General features: G+C 71.5%; 16 protein-coding genes and 2 tRNA genes. 13 read left to right on the top strand and 5 right to left on the bottom strand.

All coding sequences use genetic code 11. The annotated features are described in order from the left end of the window. Nucleotides 1-142: 142 nt before the first annotated feature. From OG520_RS32810 to OG520_RS32820, 3 genes are read left to right on the top strand one after another with little or no spacing between them, the layout of a single operon-like run. Nucleotides 143-1,177: a chorismate-binding protein gene (locus OG520_RS32810; RefSeq protein ID WP_406016627.1), complete on the top strand. Its 1,035-nt coding sequence runs from the start codon at nt 143-145 to the stop codon at nt 1,175-1,177. Beyond that, entirely contained in the window at nt 1,177-1,998 is an 822-nt protein-coding gene (locus OG520_RS32815) for an aminotransferase class IV (RefSeq protein ID WP_399332432.1), read from the top strand. The genes OG520_RS32810 and OG520_RS32815 overlap by 1 nt, the downstream gene beginning before the upstream one ends. Nucleotides 1,999-2,040: 42 nt before the next feature. Further along, entirely contained in the window at nt 2,041-2,877 is an 837-nt protein-coding gene (locus OG520_RS32820; protein WP_406015524.1) for a GNAT family N-acetyltransferase, read from the top strand. A gap of 12 nt (nt 2,878-2,889) precedes the next feature. Here OG520_RS32820 and OG520_RS32825 read toward each other — a convergent pair whose 3' ends face one another. Further along, the gene (locus OG520_RS32825) at nt 2,890-3,405 is read right to left on the bottom strand and encodes a DsbA family protein (protein WP_406015525.1); all 516 of its coding nucleotides are present in this window, start codon (nt 3,403-3,405) and stop codon (nt 2,890-2,892) included. Between the two features lie 202 nt (nt 3,406-3,607). Here OG520_RS32825 and OG520_RS32830 point away from each other — a divergent pair, with 202 nt between their 5' ends. The 3 genes from OG520_RS32830 to OG520_RS32840 all read left to right on the top strand — a co-directional run bounded on the left by OG520_RS32830 (nt 3,608) and on the right by OG520_RS32840 (nt 5,743). After that, nucleotides 3,608-4,069 (top strand): hypothetical protein, encoded by a 462-nt coding sequence (locus tag OG520_RS32830; protein WP_399332426.1) that lies wholly within the window; start codon nt 3,608-3,610, stop codon nt 4,067-4,069. Between the two features lie 223 nt (nt 4,070-4,292). Next, the gene (locus OG520_RS32835; protein WP_399332424.1) at nt 4,293-5,312 is read left to right on the top strand and encodes a LacI family DNA-binding transcriptional regulator; all 1,020 of its coding nucleotides are present in this window, start codon (nt 4,293-4,295) and stop codon (nt 5,310-5,312) included. A 275-nt stretch (nt 5,313-5,587) separates the two neighbouring features. Further along, complete coding sequence (locus OG520_RS32840) at nt 5,588-5,743, top strand: hypothetical protein (RefSeq protein ID WP_266421860.1); 156 nt, start codon at nt 5,588-5,590, stop codon at nt 5,741-5,743. Nucleotides 5,744-5,747: 4 nt separating this feature from the next. On the opposite strand, the gene OG520_RS32845 is transcribed toward OG520_RS32840, so the two are convergent. Both OG520_RS32845 and OG520_RS32850 read right to left on the bottom strand, forming a co-directional pair. Next, nucleotides 5,748-6,335, bottom strand: coding sequence for a CGNR zinc finger domain-containing protein (locus OG520_RS32845; RefSeq protein ID WP_399332422.1), 588 nt, complete (start codon nt 6,333-6,335; stop codon nt 5,748-5,750). Nucleotides 6,336-6,645: 310 nt separating this feature from the next. Then, complete coding sequence (locus OG520_RS32850) at nt 6,646-7,059, bottom strand: SsgA family sporulation/cell division regulator (protein ID WP_003959770.1); 414 nt, start codon at nt 7,057-7,059, stop codon at nt 6,646-6,648. Nucleotides 7,060-7,249: 190 nt separating this feature from the next. On the opposite strand from OG520_RS32850, the gene OG520_RS32855 reads away from it, so the two are divergent. Together OG520_RS32855 and OG520_RS32860 are read left to right on the top strand one after the other, a co-directional pair. Then, nucleotides 7,250-7,738, top strand: coding sequence for a TIGR02611 family protein (locus tag OG520_RS32855; protein ID WP_399332420.1), 489 nt, complete (start codon nt 7,250-7,252; stop codon nt 7,736-7,738). Between the two features lie 55 nt (nt 7,739-7,793). Further along, nucleotides 7,794-7,865, top strand: a tRNA-Val gene (locus OG520_RS32860). Nucleotides 7,866-8,319: 454 nt separating this feature from the next. On the opposite strand, the gene OG520_RS32865 is transcribed toward OG520_RS32860, so the two are convergent. After that, complete coding sequence (locus OG520_RS32865) at nt 8,320-10,878, bottom strand: SCO7613 C-terminal domain-containing membrane protein (protein WP_406015526.1); 2,559 nt, start codon at nt 10,876-10,878, stop codon at nt 8,320-8,322. An 83-nt stretch (nt 10,879-10,961) separates the two neighbouring features. Here OG520_RS32865 and OG520_RS32870 point away from each other — a divergent pair, with 83 nt between their 5' ends. Next, nucleotides 10,962-11,408, top strand: coding sequence for an SRPBCC family protein (locus tag OG520_RS32870; protein ID WP_406015527.1), 447 nt, complete (start codon nt 10,962-10,964; stop codon nt 11,406-11,408). 39 nt (nt 11,409-11,447) lie between these two features. Next, a tRNA-Val gene (locus OG520_RS32875) sits at nt 11,448-11,519 on the top strand. Nucleotides 11,520-11,627: 108 nt separating this feature from the next. Here OG520_RS32875 and OG520_RS32880 read toward each other — a convergent pair. Continuing rightward, entirely contained in the window at nt 11,628-12,353 is a 726-nt protein-coding gene (locus tag OG520_RS32880; RefSeq protein ID WP_399332414.1) for a 3'-5' exonuclease, read from the bottom strand. A 192-nt stretch (nt 12,354-12,545) separates the two neighbouring features. On the opposite strand from OG520_RS32880, the gene OG520_RS32885 reads away from it, so the two are divergent. The 3 genes from OG520_RS32885 to thrS all read left to right on the top strand — a co-directional run bounded on the left by OG520_RS32885 (nt 12,546) and on the right by thrS (nt 16,477). Next, nucleotides 12,546-13,112, top strand: a complete 567-nt coding sequence (locus OG520_RS32885) for a DUF4365 domain-containing protein (protein WP_266421872.1) — start codon at nt 12,546-12,548, stop codon at nt 13,110-13,112. Further along, nucleotides 13,112-14,386 carry a hypothetical protein gene (locus OG520_RS32890; protein ID WP_406015528.1) on the top strand — a complete coding sequence of 425 codons (1,275 nt, stop codon included), beginning with the start codon at nt 13,112-13,114 and terminating at the stop codon, nt 14,384-14,386. Before OG520_RS32885 ends, OG520_RS32890 begins: the two co-directional genes overlap by 1 nt. Nucleotides 14,387-14,500: 114 nt before the next feature. Beyond that, on the top strand, nt 14,501-16,477 hold the full coding sequence (thrS, locus tag OG520_RS32895) for a threonine--tRNA ligase (RefSeq protein WP_399332410.1): 1,977 nt from the start codon (nt 14,501-14,503) through the stop codon (nt 16,475-16,477). Nucleotides 16,478-16,494: the final 17 nt, after the last annotated feature.

The following is a 16,494-nucleotide window of genomic DNA, read 5'->3' on the forward strand; positions in this document are numbered from 1 at the left end:
CGCGTCCCGGCGACGTGTTGAACTCTAGCGGATTCCCGGGCCAGTACAAAAACGCGTTTGTGCAGCGTGCTGAGGTGCACCCGACCCGGCGCGGGTCATCGTGCGCCGCCCTAGACTCGACGGCGTGCACGACCTCGCTCCAATGGCCCGCTTCGGCGGCCTCGTCGCGTCCGATCTGCGGGACGTGACCAGTGATCCCACAGCCCTCGAATCGTCCGGCTTCTGGGCGGTATCCGTCGATTTCGAGGGCCGACTCGTCTGCGCGCGCTTCGGCTCCGTACGTACGCGGGCGGTACCCGCACCCGTGCGGGGCGCCTGGCGCGGGCCCGCGGCCGGTGACTGGAACTCGTCGCTGGACCGGGCCGCGTACATCGCGGGCGTTCGGCGGATCCGCGAGTACATCGCGGCGGGCGAGGTCTACCAGGCCAACCTCTGCCGGGTGATGACCGCGCCGCTGCCCGACCCGGGCGCCGCGGACGTGGACGCGCTGACCGCGGTGCTCGCCCGTGGCAACCCCGCCCCGTACGCAGGAACGATTCGGCTTCCCGGGCACGGCGTGGAGATCGCCACCGCGTCCCCCGAACTCTTCCTGAGCCGGGACGGCCGGACCATCGAGTCGGGGCCGATCAAGGGCACCGGCCGCACCGAGGCCGATCTCCTGGAGAAGGACCACGCGGAGAACGTGATGATCGTCGACCTGGTCCGCAACGACCTGGGCCGGGTCTGCGCCACCGGATCGGTCACCGTCCCCGACCTCTGCGTGGTCGAGAAGCACCCCGGCCTGGTCCACCTCGTCTCCACCGTGCGCGGCGAGCTCGCCGAGGGCGCCGGCTGGCCCGAGCTCCTCGACGCCGCGTTTCCGCCCGGCTCCGTCACCGGGGCACCCAAGTCCAGCGCCCTGCGGATCATCGAGGAGCTGGAGACCGCACCGCGCGGGCCCTACTGCGGAGGCATCGGCTGGGTCGACGCCGACCGCCGCACCGCATCGCTCGCCGTCGGCATACGCACCTTCTGGATCGACCGGACCGGCACCGCCCCGGTCCTCCGCTTCGGTACCGGGGCCGGCATCACCTGGGGCTCGGACCCGGAACGCGAGTGGGACGAGACCGAACTCAAGGCGTCCAGGCTGCTCGCTGTAGCGTCGGGCGCTCACGAAGCAACCGGAAGGACCGTGTGATGAGGATTTGGGTCAACGGCGAACTGCGCGACGCCGAGGACGCCAGGGTGTCCGTGCTCGACCACGGACTCACCGTGGGGGACGGCATCTTCGAGACGGTCAAGACCGTCGACGGCAGGCCCTTCGCCCTCACCCGCCACCTCGACCGGCTGACCCGCTCGGCCCGCGGCCTCGGACTCCCCGCCCCCGACGTCGACGAGGTCCGCCGTGCCTGCGCCGACGTCATCGAGGCCAACCCGATGGCACTCGGCAGGCTGCGCATCACCTACACCGGAGGACTCTCCCCGCTCGGCTCCGACCGCGGCGACGCCGGTCCCGGCCTGGTCGTCGCCCTCGGCGAGGCGGCCCGCCGTCCCGACACCACCGCCGTGATCACCGTCCCCTGGACGCGCAACGAACGCGGTGCGCTCACCGGGCTCAAGACCACTTCGTACGCCGAGAACGTCGTCGCCCTCGCCCGTGCCCACGAGCACGGTGCTTCGGAGGCGCTCTTCGCCAACACGGCCGGGCAGCTCTGCGAAGGAACCGGGTCCAATGTCTTCGTCGTCCTCGACGGGCAGCTGCACACCCCGCCGGTCGCCTCCGGCTGCCTGGCCGGGATCACCCGCGCGCTGGCCGTGGAGTGGACGGGCGCACAGGAGACCGAGCTGCCCTTCGACGTCCTGGAGCGGGCCGAGGAGATCTTCCTGACCTCCACCCTGCGCGATGTGCAGGCCGTCCACCGGGTGGACGGCCAGGAGCTGCCCGGGGGGCCCGGACCGGTGACCGCCAAGGCCATGCGGATCTTCGACGAGCGGGCCGGCGACGACCTCGACCCGTAAATCGGGGTGACGGGCCGGGCCCCGGCGGATAGAACATCTCCGATGACCACCACCCTCCGGCCGACCGGGCCGATCCAGCAAGGCACCGACGGTGCGAAGAACCGCGCGTACGACGTGTGCGACAACGGGCGGCCCGTCGGCTCCCTCGAGATCGGCACCGACGCCGCGTTCGGTACGGCCACCGGCGAGCTGCGCTCCCTGACCATCGACGAACCGAGCCGGCGCCGGGGCCGCGGCACCATCGCCGTGCTCGCCGCCGAGGAGGTGCTGCGCGGATGGGGCTGCGGCCAGGTGCACCTGTCGGTGCCGGAGGGCAACGAGGGGGCCGGACGCCTGGCGGCCGCACTCGGGTACACCGAACGCAGCCGCAACATGCTCAAGGGGATCGGCCCGACGGCCCCCGTGCTCCCGGACGGTGTCCTGGCCAGGGAGATGACGGCCGAGGAGTTCGCGGCCTGGCAGCGCACCAGTGTCGACACGTACGCACAGTCCTGGATCGACCAGGGTGTTCCGGTCGAGCAGGCCATGCACAAGTCCCGCTCCGACCACGCCCGCAACCTGCCGGCCGGAATGGACACCGAGGGCATGCACTTCCATGTCCTCGTCGCCGGGGGAGTGGTCGCCGGCCATGTGTGGGTGTCGGTCCGCGAGGGTGACGACGGTGAGGCGACCGGCTTCGTCTACGACGTGGAGGTGGACGAGGAGTACCGGGGCCGCGGCCACGGGCGTGCCCTGATGCAGCAGGCGGAGCACATCACCCTGGCCGCGGGCGCCCGACGCCTCGGACTGCATGTGTTCGCCGCCAACACGCCCGCCCTGCGGCTGTACGAGTCGCTCGGATACCGGACGACTCAGTACAACCTGGCCAAGAACCTCTGAGGGCCGGGCCGCTCAGCCCCGCTCGGCGAGCAGCCGGTCGGCGATCTCCTCGATCCGTTCGCGCAGCCCGTCCTGGCTCTTGCCGCCGTCCAGCCGCTCGTCGCCGATCACATACGTCGGGGTGCCGGTGACTCCGATCGCCTTGCCCTCGGCCTGGTCGGCGTCGACGATCAGCATGTGGCGTCCGTCGATCAGCGCGGTGTCCATCTCCTCGGCGTCCAGGCCGAGTTCCCGCGCCACCTCGACGAGCAGCGGCTCGCCGGTGCGGGCGAGATCGGCGGTACGGGCGAGCACCGCCTCGATGTACGGCCAGTCCTTGCCCTGGGCCGCCGCCTCCTCGGCGGCCTGCGCGGCGGCGTAGGCGTGCTTGTGCTTCTCCAGCGGGAAGTGCCGCAGCCGTACGTCCAGCCGGTCGCCGTACTTGGCCTGCAGGGCGTGCACATCGGAGAGGGCCTGGTGACAGTCGGGGCACTGGAGCTCGCACCAGATGTCGAGGACGACGGGGGCCGCAGGGGTGGAATCGCTCATGCGGCCAGTCTCCCAGGGCCCGCGCGAGCCTCCCAATCGGCACCCGGTCCGCCCCGGCTCCGTACGACCCGCGCACCGCCGATCGGCACCTGGGGAGGATCCCGGCCCTGAAATGTCCCTGATGCGGTCCCGGATCGTGGCCGCCGGGCCGGTCGCCGGTGCAGGATGGAAGGGACGTTTCCCCTTGCGCCTGGAGGCACCGATGCTTGCCGAGACCATCTGCTCCGCGGTGTCAGCGGCGGGCCTGGGCGTTGCCGCCGTCACCGCTTGGCGAAAGCGCTTCCTCGCCGCGACCCGGATCGCCGCCTACTCCCTGGTCCCGATCGCACTGGTGCTGACCGGGGTCGTGGGCTGGGTCGCCGGAATCGCCTTCAAGCCGAGCGTCTGGCTCGGTTTCGGGCTGCTCGCGGTGGCCTGGCTGCTGTTCACGACCACGCGCGCGATCGAGCGCCGGGGTGGCGGCACCCGCAAGGAGCGCAGGGCCGCCGCACGGGCGGCACAGGGCGAGGCGGTCGCCCCCGCGGCCTCGGCGCCCTCTCTGGGGTCGGGGCTCCCGGAGTCCCGGGCACAGGCGCGTCCGAAGGCGAAGTCCAGGCAGCAGTCCGACACGCCGGGCGAGGACTTCAGCGACATCGAGGCCATTCTGAAGAAGCACGGCATCTGACCCCTGCCCCCGTCCCGGTCCGGGGGAAGGGGTGTCCATGACGAGTGAATCGATTCATGGATGATTCTTGACGGTGTACGGACGCGAGGCTAGCTTGTCCCGATCGGATTGAAACAATTCATTCCACGGGTGGGTGGCCGGGGAGGCCGGCCCGTAATGCCGTCCGTACGATGGGGGCACGCCGCGGACCGGTGCGGCCGAAGTCATCAGTGGGGCAGGACAAGTGGCGCGTGTGGCAGGGATCAAGGATGTGGCCCGGCAGGCCGGAGTCTCCGTGGGCACCGTGTCCAACGTGATCAACCGGCCCGAGGCGGTGCTGCCGGAGACCCGTGCCCGGGTGCTCGCCGCCATCGAGGAACTCGGCTACGTGCGCAGCGAGTCGGCGCGCCAGCTCAGGGCGGGCCGCAGCCGGATCATGGCCCTGCTCGTCCTCGACATGGGCAACCCGTTCTTCGTGGACGTGGCCCGTGGCGCCGAGCGCGCCGCCCGTGCGGCCGGTCTCGGTGTCATGGTCTGCAACAGCGACCAGAGCCCGGCGGAGGAGGCCGAGTATCTCGGACTCTTCGCCGAGCAGCGGGTCTGTGGCGTCCTGGTCACCCCGGCCGACGCGACCGGCCGGAACCTGGAGGCGTTCAGCCGTCACCGGATCCCCTTCGTGCTGGTGGACCGGGTGGCGCCCGGCACGGGGACCTGCGCGGTCTCCGTCGACGACGTCCGCGGCGGCGCGCTCGCCGTCGGTCATCTGGTCGCGGCCGGTCATCGCTCGGTGGCGTACGTCAGCGGACCGGGAGACCTCCATCAGATCAGGGACCGGCGCCAAGGCGCCCTGTCGGCCCTCGCCGACGCCGGGCTGCCGCCCGAGGCGCTCGTCGAGATCCCTTCCGACCGGCTGGACGTGGCGGCGGGCCGCGACGCCGGGGCCCGGCTGCTCGGCCTCGTGCCCCGGCCGACCGCGGTGTTCTGCGCCAACGACCTGCTTGCCCTGGGTGTGCTCCAGGCCCTGTACGCGGCGGGCGTCGGGGTGCCGCACGACATCGCCATCGTCGGCTACGACGACATCGAGTTCGCCGCCGCCGCTGCCGTCCCGCTCACCTCGGTCCGCCAGCCCGCGGTCGTGATGGGCAGGATGGCCGCGGAGCTCCTGCTGGAGGAGTCGGACGACGAGGACGGCACCCACGAGCACCGCAGTGTGGTGCTCCAGCCGGAGCTCGTGGTGCGGGCCTCCAGCTCGACGCCACGCTGAGACCGCGGCGCCGCCCCCGGTCGCCTGCCTGCTCGCCGGATCCCGAATCCACCGCGTACGGGAAGGTGTTGGCCGATCGGGTCGTTCGAGGGGCGGCGTATCGGCCTTCCGCTCCGCGGAGTTGCGGCACGGGAGCGCTCCGGGCGCCGTACCGAATGTGTGGCGGCCGATCGGACGCCGGAGCGAATTGTGACCGGTCGGGGTGGGTGAACTCCCGGTGCGAAAAGGCGTATTGATCGCCAACGGGGCCCCGAGTGAGTCATGATCGTCCCGAGATGGTGGACACCTCCCGGGGCGATGCCCCCGCACCCCCTGCCGAAGAGCCGCGCGGCTGCCTCTTCGCGCTTTCCCAGCCCCCTTTGATGATCTTCCTCACGGTGGTCGGCGGCCTGCTGCTGATGGCCGCGTTGCATGATCTCTTCATGCTGTGAGCGGTCAGCCGGCCGCTTCCTTGCGGCGTGCCCGGTACGCGGCCACATGCAGACGGTTGCCGCAGGTGCGGCTGGAGCAGTAGCGGCGGGAGCGGTTTCGGGACAGGTCGACGAAGGCGTGCCGGCAGTCCGGCGCCTCGCACCGCCGCAGCCGTTCCTGCTCGCCCGCCACCACGATGAAGGCCAGCGCCATGCCGCAGTCGGCCGCGAGGTGGTCGGCGATCGACGCGTCGGGTGCGAAGTAGTGCACATGCCAGTCGTAGCCGTCGTGGTTGCTGAGCTGCGGCGTCGTGCCGGCGGCGGCGACGAGCGCGTTGACGAGCGAGGCGGCGGTCTGCGCGTCGTCCGTCGCGAAGATCTCGGCGAAGCGCGTCCGTACGTCCCGTACGGCCCGCAGGTCCTTCCCGTGGAGCTCGCCCACGCCGCTGATGCGATGGCGCCGCGCGAAGTCGTACAGCGCTTCGATGTGGGCGAGGCCGTCGCTCCGCTCGCCTTCCGGCTGCCCGCTCGACGGTGGTTCGCTCTCCGGTGCGGTGTTCACCAGGTCGACCACCGTGTCGAGGGCGATCCGGGTGTCGTGGGGGATCAGCACGCTTTCGCTCCCTGCCTCCGGCGGGCCGGTGTCCGCCGATGCGGGCTGACTCTACTGGCTCGGCCGCGGCGCACAGCGGCCCGAGAGGGCCCGCAGGGGGTGCGGGGAACGGATACCGGCCACGGGTGGGTACCCCATGCCCGGCGGACGGCTGCCCGGGGCGTGAGGGGGCCTACGGGCCCGGGGCGCGCGTAGCGGCGCCGTCACCACGGTGGATTCCGTGAGGACGGCGCCGGTGTCAGCCGTATGAAGTTTTCCGCGCGGCGCCGTCGCCCCGAGTCGGACGGCGCCGTGCAGCTCTCGGCCTGGCTCAGCTCTCGGCCAGGATGTGTGAGAGCTCCGTATCGAGGTCGAAGTGACGATGCTCGGTGCCTGGCGGCACCGCGGCGTCGGTCCGCTTCAGGAACGACTCCAGGGCCCTCGCCGGGGCTTCGAGCAGTGCTTCGCCCTCTGGGGAGCTCAGCGCGATACAGACGACGCCCTGGCCGTGACTACGGGATGGCCAGACGCGGACGTCTCCGGTGCCGGTGGGCCGGTGCAGCCCTTCGGCAAGGAGGTCGCGGGCGAATACCCATTCGACCGTCTCCTCCGCTCCGGTATGGAAGGTGGCGTGCACGGCATACGGATCGGCCGTGTCATACCGCAGGCCCGCGGGTACAGGCAGTGAGGACTCGCTCGACACAACGAGGCGCAGGTGCAGCTCGCAGCTGACCGTGGTGTTCATAAGCGCCAGGGCCTTTCGCTCAGTGTGCGCTCGGGGATTCGCACGTCGGCGAAATCGACATGCCACCTACGGTGGCGTTGTAAACCCCTCTGACCTTTTTGTGTTCCTTCAGGTAGCTCGTACGGCGGTGTGTGACTTTCGGTTATGCGGCCATTCCGGTGATGAAGGCCGTTCCGGTAGGTTGGCTCCTATGAATGCGGAGCGTGATGTGCGGGACGGGGACGCCGCACCGGCGACACCGGTGTCCGCCGCGGGGGACAGGGCGGACGGCGTGACGGGTGAGGTCACGGAAGGTGTGACCAAGGAGCGCGGGCTCGGCTCCCGGGCGCCCGGGTTCATCAAGGCATCCAGGGCGCTGCACCTGAGCTGGCAGGTCGGCGTCTTCGTGGTCGGCTTCGCCGTGGTCGTGGCGGGCATCATCATGCTGCCGCTGCCCGGCCCCGGCTGGTTGGTGATCTTCGGGGGCATGGCGATCTGGGCGACCGAATTCGTGTGGGCGCAGCTGGTGCTCCGCTGGACCAGGCGGAAGGTCACCGAGGCCGCCCAGCGGGCGCTCGACCCCAAGGTCCGGCGGCGCAACATCATCCTCACGTCGATCGGTCTGGTGATCATCGTGGTGCTGGTGGGGATCTACGTCTGGAAGTTCGGCATCACCATGCCGTGGAAGATCCACGAGTGACCCGTGGGTGGTCATGGGGCGCCGCTGACATGGGGTAATGTTTGGCCTGCGCCCGGGGCGATTAGCTCAGTGGGAGAGCGCTTCGTTCACACCGAAGAGGTCACTGGTTCGAACCCAGTATCGCCCACCCCGGACAGAGGGCCCGTGAGACCACAGAGTCTCACGGGCCCTCTGCGTTTCCCGCGTCCGGCCGGCCGCCGGGTCCCTGCCGGTTGTCTTCGAAGAAGATTCACAAGCGCTTTCGGGAACGATTCAATCCGGGTGGCGGTGGACAGGCGGGATCCGCTAATCGAGCAGCGGCATCCGGATATCGCGGCCGGACGTACTTCCGTGACCACGAGAATTCCTGGAAAGGGTTCGGCCTTCGGTATCCGAGGGCAATGCCCCCGACGATTCCGGAACTCCCGCCGAAAATTGCGCGGGTGCGACGACGGGAGCGACGACGGGTGCGAACTGCTCGATTTCACAGGTGAGTTCGCCGTGGCTGCTCCCTCGTCCGGTACGCCTTCGGGGCGGACCTGGGGGACGCCGGCCGGTCCGTGGCCCGTCAGGGCGCTCCGGGCCGGCCGTGCGACGCACCGTCAGCGCATCCGGCCCACGGTCTCCTTCAGTCGCCGCGCATCGCGCAGCCGCTGCTCGTACGTCGCCCCGACCACCAGGAGCAGCACCCCGGCCAGGGCGGGCGGCAGCCAGCGCGGGAGCGCGCCGACGACCTGGACCACGTACGGCGCCAGTTCGTGCACGGCGTCCATGGCCAGCACCGCGCCACCGAGCAGCAGCAGCGCCTGCAGCCGCAGCCGGGCGCCCGCCAGCGTGATCGCCAGTGCCGCCACACCGAGCAGCAGCGGGCGCAGCCAGTGCGGATCGACCCAGGCCGCGAAGAGGCTCGGGACCAGCGTGGCCGCGAGACCCGCCCCGTACGCCGTCCACGACGACGCCTCCGGGTCGCGACGACGGCGCAGTACACCGACGGCCAGGGCGGGCACCGTCACCGGCAGCGTGTACGCCTCCGGGTCCGACACGCCCGAGGCCGAGAGCCGCACCCAGGTCGCCAGGACGAACAGCGCCACCGCCAGATACCCGGCCACCGGCCGCCGTTCGGCCCGTACGGCCGTGCCCGCCGCCAGCACCCCGCTCAGCGCCAGCACCAGTGCCAGGAACGGCCGGTCCGGCACCGCCATGACCAAGGCCACCGCAGCCGATGCGGCCCCGGTCAGCTCGACCGGAAGAGCAGCCGGGCGGCCCCGCAACCGGGCCCCGAGCAGCACCGTCACCCCGGGGACGACCAGCATGAGCGGCGCCGCCTGGTACCCGGCAAGCCCCAGCGACGCCCCGGCCGCACGGGCGAGCACCGTCCCGCACACCACGGCCCCGCACGCCGGCACCGCCTGCGCGATCCGCAGCGCCCGTACAGCGCGCACCGCGCGGGCGTCCGGCAGCGCCCGCGCCGCCTGGACCGCGCCGCCTTCGAACAGCACCGCGGCCGCCCCGAGCACCACCAGCAGCACCGCGAACACCGCGTACGTCGCACCCTCCGCCGCGAGCGAGAGGAACCCCGTGCTCACCGCGCCGATCAGCCCGCACACCAGCGCGGTCGTCCCCACGGCACTCGTCCCGCGGCGCAGACCCCGTACCGCCACGGCGAACGCCCCGGTGACCAGCACCGATTGCACCGACACGGCCGCCGCGTACGACAGCCCCAGTACCGCGGGCAACGCGGTGAGCCCCGCCCAGCAGAGGGCCGACGCGGCGGCCCCCGCCGCACTCCGCCAGGCCGCACCCGGCGAAAGCACCGGCCCGGCCGCCCGTACCAGCCGGGCCCACGACCGGTGCGCAAGACCCAGCAGACCGGCCACCGTCAGCAACACCACCGGGGCCGCGGCCAGGTGGGACCAGGCCAGACCCTCCGTACCCAGAGCGCCCCGGACACCGCCGTCGGGAGCACCGGACCACACACGGGCCAGCTGCGACACCGTACCCATCAGTGACATGCCGACCGGCGGCGCCGCGGACACCACCGCGGCCACGGTCACCGCCGACGAGGCCCACACCAGCCCCTGCCCGACCGGGCGCGGCAGCGGCGCGCGCAGCGCGGCCAACAGCACCACACCGCACAGCAGATACACCGGCACCGACCAGCCCCAGTCCATCCCGGCACGCAGCACACCGCCCACCGCGGCCACCCCGCACAACCCGGCCAGCGCGCCGCCGGCCACCGCGAGACCCCTGGGCGCACGCCACGCCCCGAACAGCGCGACCGCCGCACCCGTGAGCAGCAGCGCGGCCGGCGCCACCGCGCCCGACGCCGCACCGGCGGACACCGACTGCGCCAGGGCCACCAGCAGTCCCAGCAGGCCCGTCGTCCAGCAGCCGACACAGGCCGTCACCCGGACCGCGACGCCCGGACCCCACACCGCGATCACGCAGTCCAGCGCCGCCGTCAGCAGCAGCGCCCAGCCGAACACCGAGGCGCCCGCGCCCGCCGACCAGGCCGACAGCAGCAGTGGCAGCTGAGCGCTCACCACCGCCAGGGGCAGCGGCAGTCGCAGCCGGCCGAGCAGCAGCCCGTACGCGCCCCACAGCACCGCCAGCACCGCCGAGGCGACCGCGGCGAATCCAGGACCGTCGGCGTCCGGCGCCGCCACCCGGTGCAGCGCGTAGGCATCGAGGATCATCAGCACGGACGCCAGGGCGCCGAGCGACTCGGCCGTCGCGGACAGCCCACGACGCAGCAGCACGGCGGGTGCGGCGAGCGTCGCGATCGTCACCACGGCGAGCACCGCCGAGCGGCCGGAGATCCCCATGTGGCCCCAGCTGACCAGGGTGAACGCGATCGCCGCGATCGTCAGCAGCAGACCACCCAGGGTGAGCAGCACATTCTGCGCACTGCGCGCCCCGGCCTGCGCGGCAGGCGGCCCGAAAGGAGCCGCGGACGGAGCCGGCGGCCGGGCCGGCGAAGGCGGCCCGAACGGGGCGGCGAACTGCGGCGCCGGCGGCGCGGCAGGAGGCCCGGCGGGTGGCGTCAGCACACTCAGCAGCCAGGCACGGCGAACCAGCAACTGGGACCGGCGGGCGTCCAGCCGGGCCAGTTCGCTATCGAGGAGCGCCAATTCCTCGGCGGGTGGCGGCACATGTTCCATGAACGCGAGTGTGGTGCGAGCCACAGACTCGGACATGCGCTCGGATACTCAGTTCCCCGGCTGAGTACGCGCAGACTGGGGTCATGGACTGGAGCCACTACCGATTTGTGAGTATCTGGGACCTTCCCGCCCCGCCCGACGCCGTGTACGAGGTCCTCGAACGCGCCGATGACTACCCGCGGTGGTGGCCGCAGGTCCGCGAGGTCACCTCGGTCGACGGGACCACCGGCACCACCCGCATCCGCTCCCTCCTCCCGTACGACCTCGTGATGACCGTCCGCGAACGCCGCCGCGATCCCCGGGCCAGGGTCATCGAGGCGACGCTCAGCGGCGATCTCGACGGTTGGGTCCGCTGGACGGTCTCCCCGTACGGCGGTGGCTGCCGGGCCGTCTACGAGCAGGAGGTCGAGGTGCGCGGACGGCTGATGCGGCTCCTGGCGGTGCCCGGACGCCCGGTGTTCCGGGCCAATCACGCCCTGATGATGCGCGCCGGACGGCGGGGTCTCGCGGCCAGGCTGGAAGGAGTTTGAACAGGACCCGCCGAGCCCTGTATGGTTCAACCCGTTCCCGGGCGATTAGCTCAGTGGGAGAGCGCTTCGTTCACACCGAAGAGGTCACTGGTTCGAACCCAGTATCGCCCACCCGGAAGCAGCCGGTCCGTCAGCAGAATCGACGGACCGGCTTCTGCATGTCCAGGGCATGTGCGGAAGCGGCGGCGGGCACCGGGGCCATCGGCTCCGGGCACCCGGTCACGCCGCGGCGGGAAGATCCGGGCGCAGCGGCCATGCCGGATCCACCATCTCCGCCGTGCCGTTCTTCGCGAACCACGCCTGGAGTCCACGCGCCTGCGCCGCGTGCCACACGGCCTGCAGGGTGTGCAGCTCCGGTGGGGTCAGCCGTTCCAGTCGGGACGAGAAGCGCCGCCCCACCGCCCGTACCAACTCCAGCGAGGCCGTCGCGTCGGCCGCCGCGTCATGGGCGCCGTCGAGCACCACGCCGTACAGCTCGCAGAGATCGGTGAGGGTCCGCCGCCCCTTGCGATAGCGGTCCAGATGCTTGTCGAGCACGCGCGGATCCAGCACGCACAGCGGGGAGTTCTGCAGATACGCCCCGAGCGACGACGCGCGATGACGCTTCAGCTCGCGGTCCAGCAGCGTCAGGTCGAACGGCGCGTTCATCACGACCAGCGGACGCCCGGCCGCGCACTGCTCGGCCAGCGCACGGGCTATCTCCTCCACCACCGGTGCCGGCCAGCGCCCGTTGCGCTGGAGATGATCGTCGGTCAGACCGTGGATCTCGGTCGCCCCCGCGGGCACCGGCACCCCCGGATTCACCAGCCAGCGGGTGATGCGTGTCCGCCCGCCCGCCGTGTCCTGGACGACCAGGGCGGCCGAGACGATCCGGTCCCCCTCGACGTCGACTCCTGTTGTCTCGGTGTCAAAAGCGGCCAGCGGCCCTTCGTACCAGTGCGTCATCCCCGAACTCCTCGTGCCCGAACGGCAGATGGTGTGATTCCCCTGCCCGGTTCGGTGATACCCGCGCCCTTTGCCTGATACGCCGTTTGCGGGCCGCCGTGTGCGGTGACAACACAGGTGGGGGGAACGGAAGTTGTCCGTCACCCCCGCACCGGAGAACCGATCGGCACAGCCCGGAAGGCACACGCAGCCATGGCGCTCGCGCAGCCCGAACCGAGCGGGCTGCTGTCCCAGCGGATCGAACCGCTGCGCGGCACACTCGCAACCACCGCCTGCATGGAGACCCTCCAGGTGGGCTATCTGCACGCGGTCGCGGCCGCGGCGGGGTGCTCCCTGTCGCAGCCCTTCCCCGACAACGGCATCGACTGGCACGTCAGCCACGGCGCCCCCGGCCATGCCGTGGACGACGAAGTGACCATAAAGGTGCAGCTCAAATGCACTTATCAGATCCCGCCGCACCCACCGGGACCGACGTTCGCCTTCACACTCGACAACGCCCACCTCGTGAAGCTCGCCCGGACCCCCGTGTCGGTGCACAAGATCCTCGTCGTGATGATCGTGCCGCGGAGCCAGGACGACTGGCTCCGCGCCGGACACGACCGGCTCGACCTGCGGCACTGCTGCTACTGGACCAACTTGGCCGGCCACGCGGTGACGGGCCGGCACCGGACCACCGTGCGGATCCCGACCTCGCGCATCTTCGACGACCGGGCACTCTGCGAGATCATGACCCGCGTAGGGGCGGGAGGGAGACCCTGATGCACCGGCCGATGGACGAGTACACCGACGGAGCGATCCCGCCGGCCACCCGCCCGCACCCCGCCGAATCCGCGGGACCGTGGCCCGGCACTCCCCGGCCGCCCGGGGACAACCCCGACCCCGCCCGCGTCGACCCCGCCGTCCTCGGCACCCTGCTCGGCCGGCACGGCTGGCAGCGCCGAGGCGGGGCTGCCGGGCGCTACAGCCGCTGGACCCCACCGGGGCCACCGGGCCCGCCCGGGGGCGGGACGAGCCTCCTGGTCCCCGACACCACCGCCTTTCCCGACAGCGAGGACCTCCTCGGCGAGGCACTGACCGCGCTCGCCCGCAGCGCCGCACCCTCCGCCCGCGAGGTCCTGATCTCCCTCGCCGTACCCAGCGACGAGATCCGCTGGTGGCGCGAGGTCCCCGAACCGGTCGCGGGAGCGGTGGGCGCGGCCGGCTGGACGGGGGCGGAGCACCTGCACACCGCCGCCCGGCAGACACTGCTCGCCGGAGCCCTCGCCGTACGCGGAAACACCGGCTACCACGGCGCCCGCCACCGGCGCAGGGCCCGTGCGGCGCTCGAAGACATCCTCGTCGGACCCGCTCCCGGCGGCCGTGAGCTTGCCGCGTTCGTGCCGGTCGAACCGGGCCGCGCCGTCGCCGTACGGCTCTACCAGGCCCTGCACGCCACCCGCGAGGCCGTGGACTATCAGCGGGCCACCGGCGGTTTCGAAGCCTTCGACACGGCCGTCGAGGCCGGCGTCAGCCGGGAACTGACCGAGGCCGTCGTCGCACTCGTCCGGGGCTCGGAAGGGGCGGGGATCGCCCTGGAGTGGGCGCCCGCCGCCGGTCCCCCCGAGGGCTGCCCGGCCCGTCCCGAGCCGGTGGAATTCTCACCGGGCGACCTGCCCGCACTGCGCCGGGCGGGCGCCCGCTACCTCCGGGACGAGCCGGCCGTGACGGTACGGATCACCGGCGCCGTCGTCCGCATGCGCCGCCCGGCACCGCGCGGCGCCGGGATCGTGCGGCTGCGGGTGCTGGCCGGCGCCGAGGTGTCGCACGTACGGCTGGAGCTGGACGAGGAGGCGTACCGGATCGCCGGCCACGCCCACCTGGTGGGGCTGCCGATCCGGGTGGAGGGCAGGCTGGAGAGCCGTGGCGGCTTCCGGCGGCTGACCCGGACCTCGCACGTCGTGCCCGTACAGGTCGACGAGGCGGAGCGGGACCGGCTGATGAAGTCCCTCCAGGAGAACGTCGACCAGTTCGAGGAGGCGTGCACGGGCGAGTAGCGGGGCGGAGGCCGCCGGGACCGGCCCTTTCGCTAAGGGGTGCGTCGGCTCGGTACGATTCCCATTGTGCCCACCACAGGAATGTGGGTGCGCCCCCTGAGTCAGGAGAGACCGGTGTCAGACGTCCGTGTGATCATCCAACGCGATTCCGAGCGGGAAGAGCGCGTGGTGACGACGGGCACTACGGCAGCCGAGCTCTTCCCCGGTGAGCGCACCGTCGTCGCCGCCCGGGTCGCCGGTGAGCTGAAGGACCTCGCGTACGTCGTCGCCGACGGCGAGGTCGTCGAGCCCGTCGAGATCTCCTCCGAGGACGGCCTGAACATCCTGCGGCACTCCACCGCGCACGTGATGGCGCAGGCCGTGCAGCAGCTCTTCCCCGAGGCCAAGCTGGGCATCGGTCCGCCGGTCAAGGACGGCTTCTACTACGACTTCGACGTCGAGAAGCCGTTCACTCCCGAGGACCTCAAGGCCATCGAGAAGAAGATGCAGGAGATCCAGAAGCGGGGGCAGAAGTTCTCCCGCCGGGTCGTGACGGACGAGGCCGCCCGCGAGGAGCTGGCCGACGAGCCGTACAAGCTGGAGCTCATCGGCATCAAGGGCTCCGCGTCCACGGACGACGGCGCGGACGTCGAGGTGGGCGGCGGCGAGCTGACCATCTACGACAACCTCGACCCGAAGACCGGCGACCTGTGCTGGAAGGACCTCTGCCGGGGCCCGCACCTGCCGACCACCCGGTTCATCCCGGCGTTCAAGCTGATGCGCAACGCCGCGGCGTACTGGCGGGGCAGCGAGAAGAACCCGATGCTCCAGCGCATCTACGGCACCGCCTGGCCCACCAAGGACGAGCTGAAGGCGCACCTGGAGTTCCTGGAGGAGGCCGCCAAGCGCGACCACCGCAAGCTCGGAAACGAGCTGGACCTCTTCTCCTTCCCGGACGAGATCGGCCCCGGTCTCGCGGTCTTCCACCCCAAGGGCGGCATCATCCGCCGCGCCATGGAGGACTACTCGCGCCGGCGCCACGAGGAGGAGGGCTACGAGTTCGTCTACTCCCCGCACGCCACCAAGGGCAAGCTCTTCGAGAAGTCCGGCCACCTGGACTGGTACGCCGACGGCATGTACCCGCCCATGCAGCTCGACGACGGGGTGGACTACTACCTCAAGCCGATGAACTGCCCGATGCACAACCTGATCTTCGACGCGCGCGGACGCTCCTACCGTGAACTGCCGCTGCGCCTCTTCGAGTTCGGCACGGTGTACCGGTACGAGAAGTCCGGCGTGGTGCACGGCCTGACCCGCTCGCGCGGCTTCACGCAGGACGACGCGCACATCTACTGCACCAAGGAGCAGATGGCGGAGGAGCTCGACCGTACGCTCACCTTCGTCCTGAACCTGCTCCGCGACTACGGTCTGACCGACTTCTACCTGGAGCTCTCCACCAAGGACCCGGAGAAGTTCGTCGGCTCCGACGAGATCTGGGAAGAGGCCACCGAGACGCTGCGCCAGGTCGCCGAGAAGCAGGGCCTGCCGCTGGTCCCGGACCCGGGCGGCGCCGCGTTCTACGGCCCGAAGATCTCGGTGCAGTGCAAGGACGCCATCGGCCGCACCTGGCAGATGTCGACCGTGCAGCTCGACTTCAACCTCCCGGAGCGCTTCGACCTGGAGTACACCGGCCCGGACGGCACCAAGCAGCGCCCGGTCATGATCCACCGCGCCCTGTTCGGCTCCATCGAGCGCTTCTTCGCGGTGCTCCTGGAGCACTACGCGGGTGCGTTCCCGGTGTGGCTGGCGCCGGTCCAGGCGGTCGGCATCCCGATCGGCGACGCGCACATCCCGTACCTCCAGGAGTTCGCGGCCAAGGCCCGGAAGAAGGGGTTGCGGGTCGAGGTGGACGCCTCCTCGGACCGGATGCAGAAGAAGATCAGGAACCAGCAGAAGGCCAAGGTGCCCTTCATGATCATCGCGGGTGATGAGGACATGGCCAACGGCGCCGTCTCCTTCCGCTACCGCGACGGATCGCAGGAGAACGGCATCCCGGTCGAGGACGCCATCGCCAAGATCCAGAAGGTCGTCGAGGACCGCGTCCAGGTCTGACGGTCTGACGGGCACGT

It is taken from the genome of Streptomyces sp. NBC_00984 (genome assembly GCF_045162475.1).
Classification (GTDB): domain Bacteria; phylum Actinomycetota; class Actinomycetes; order Streptomycetales; family Streptomycetaceae; genus Streptomyces.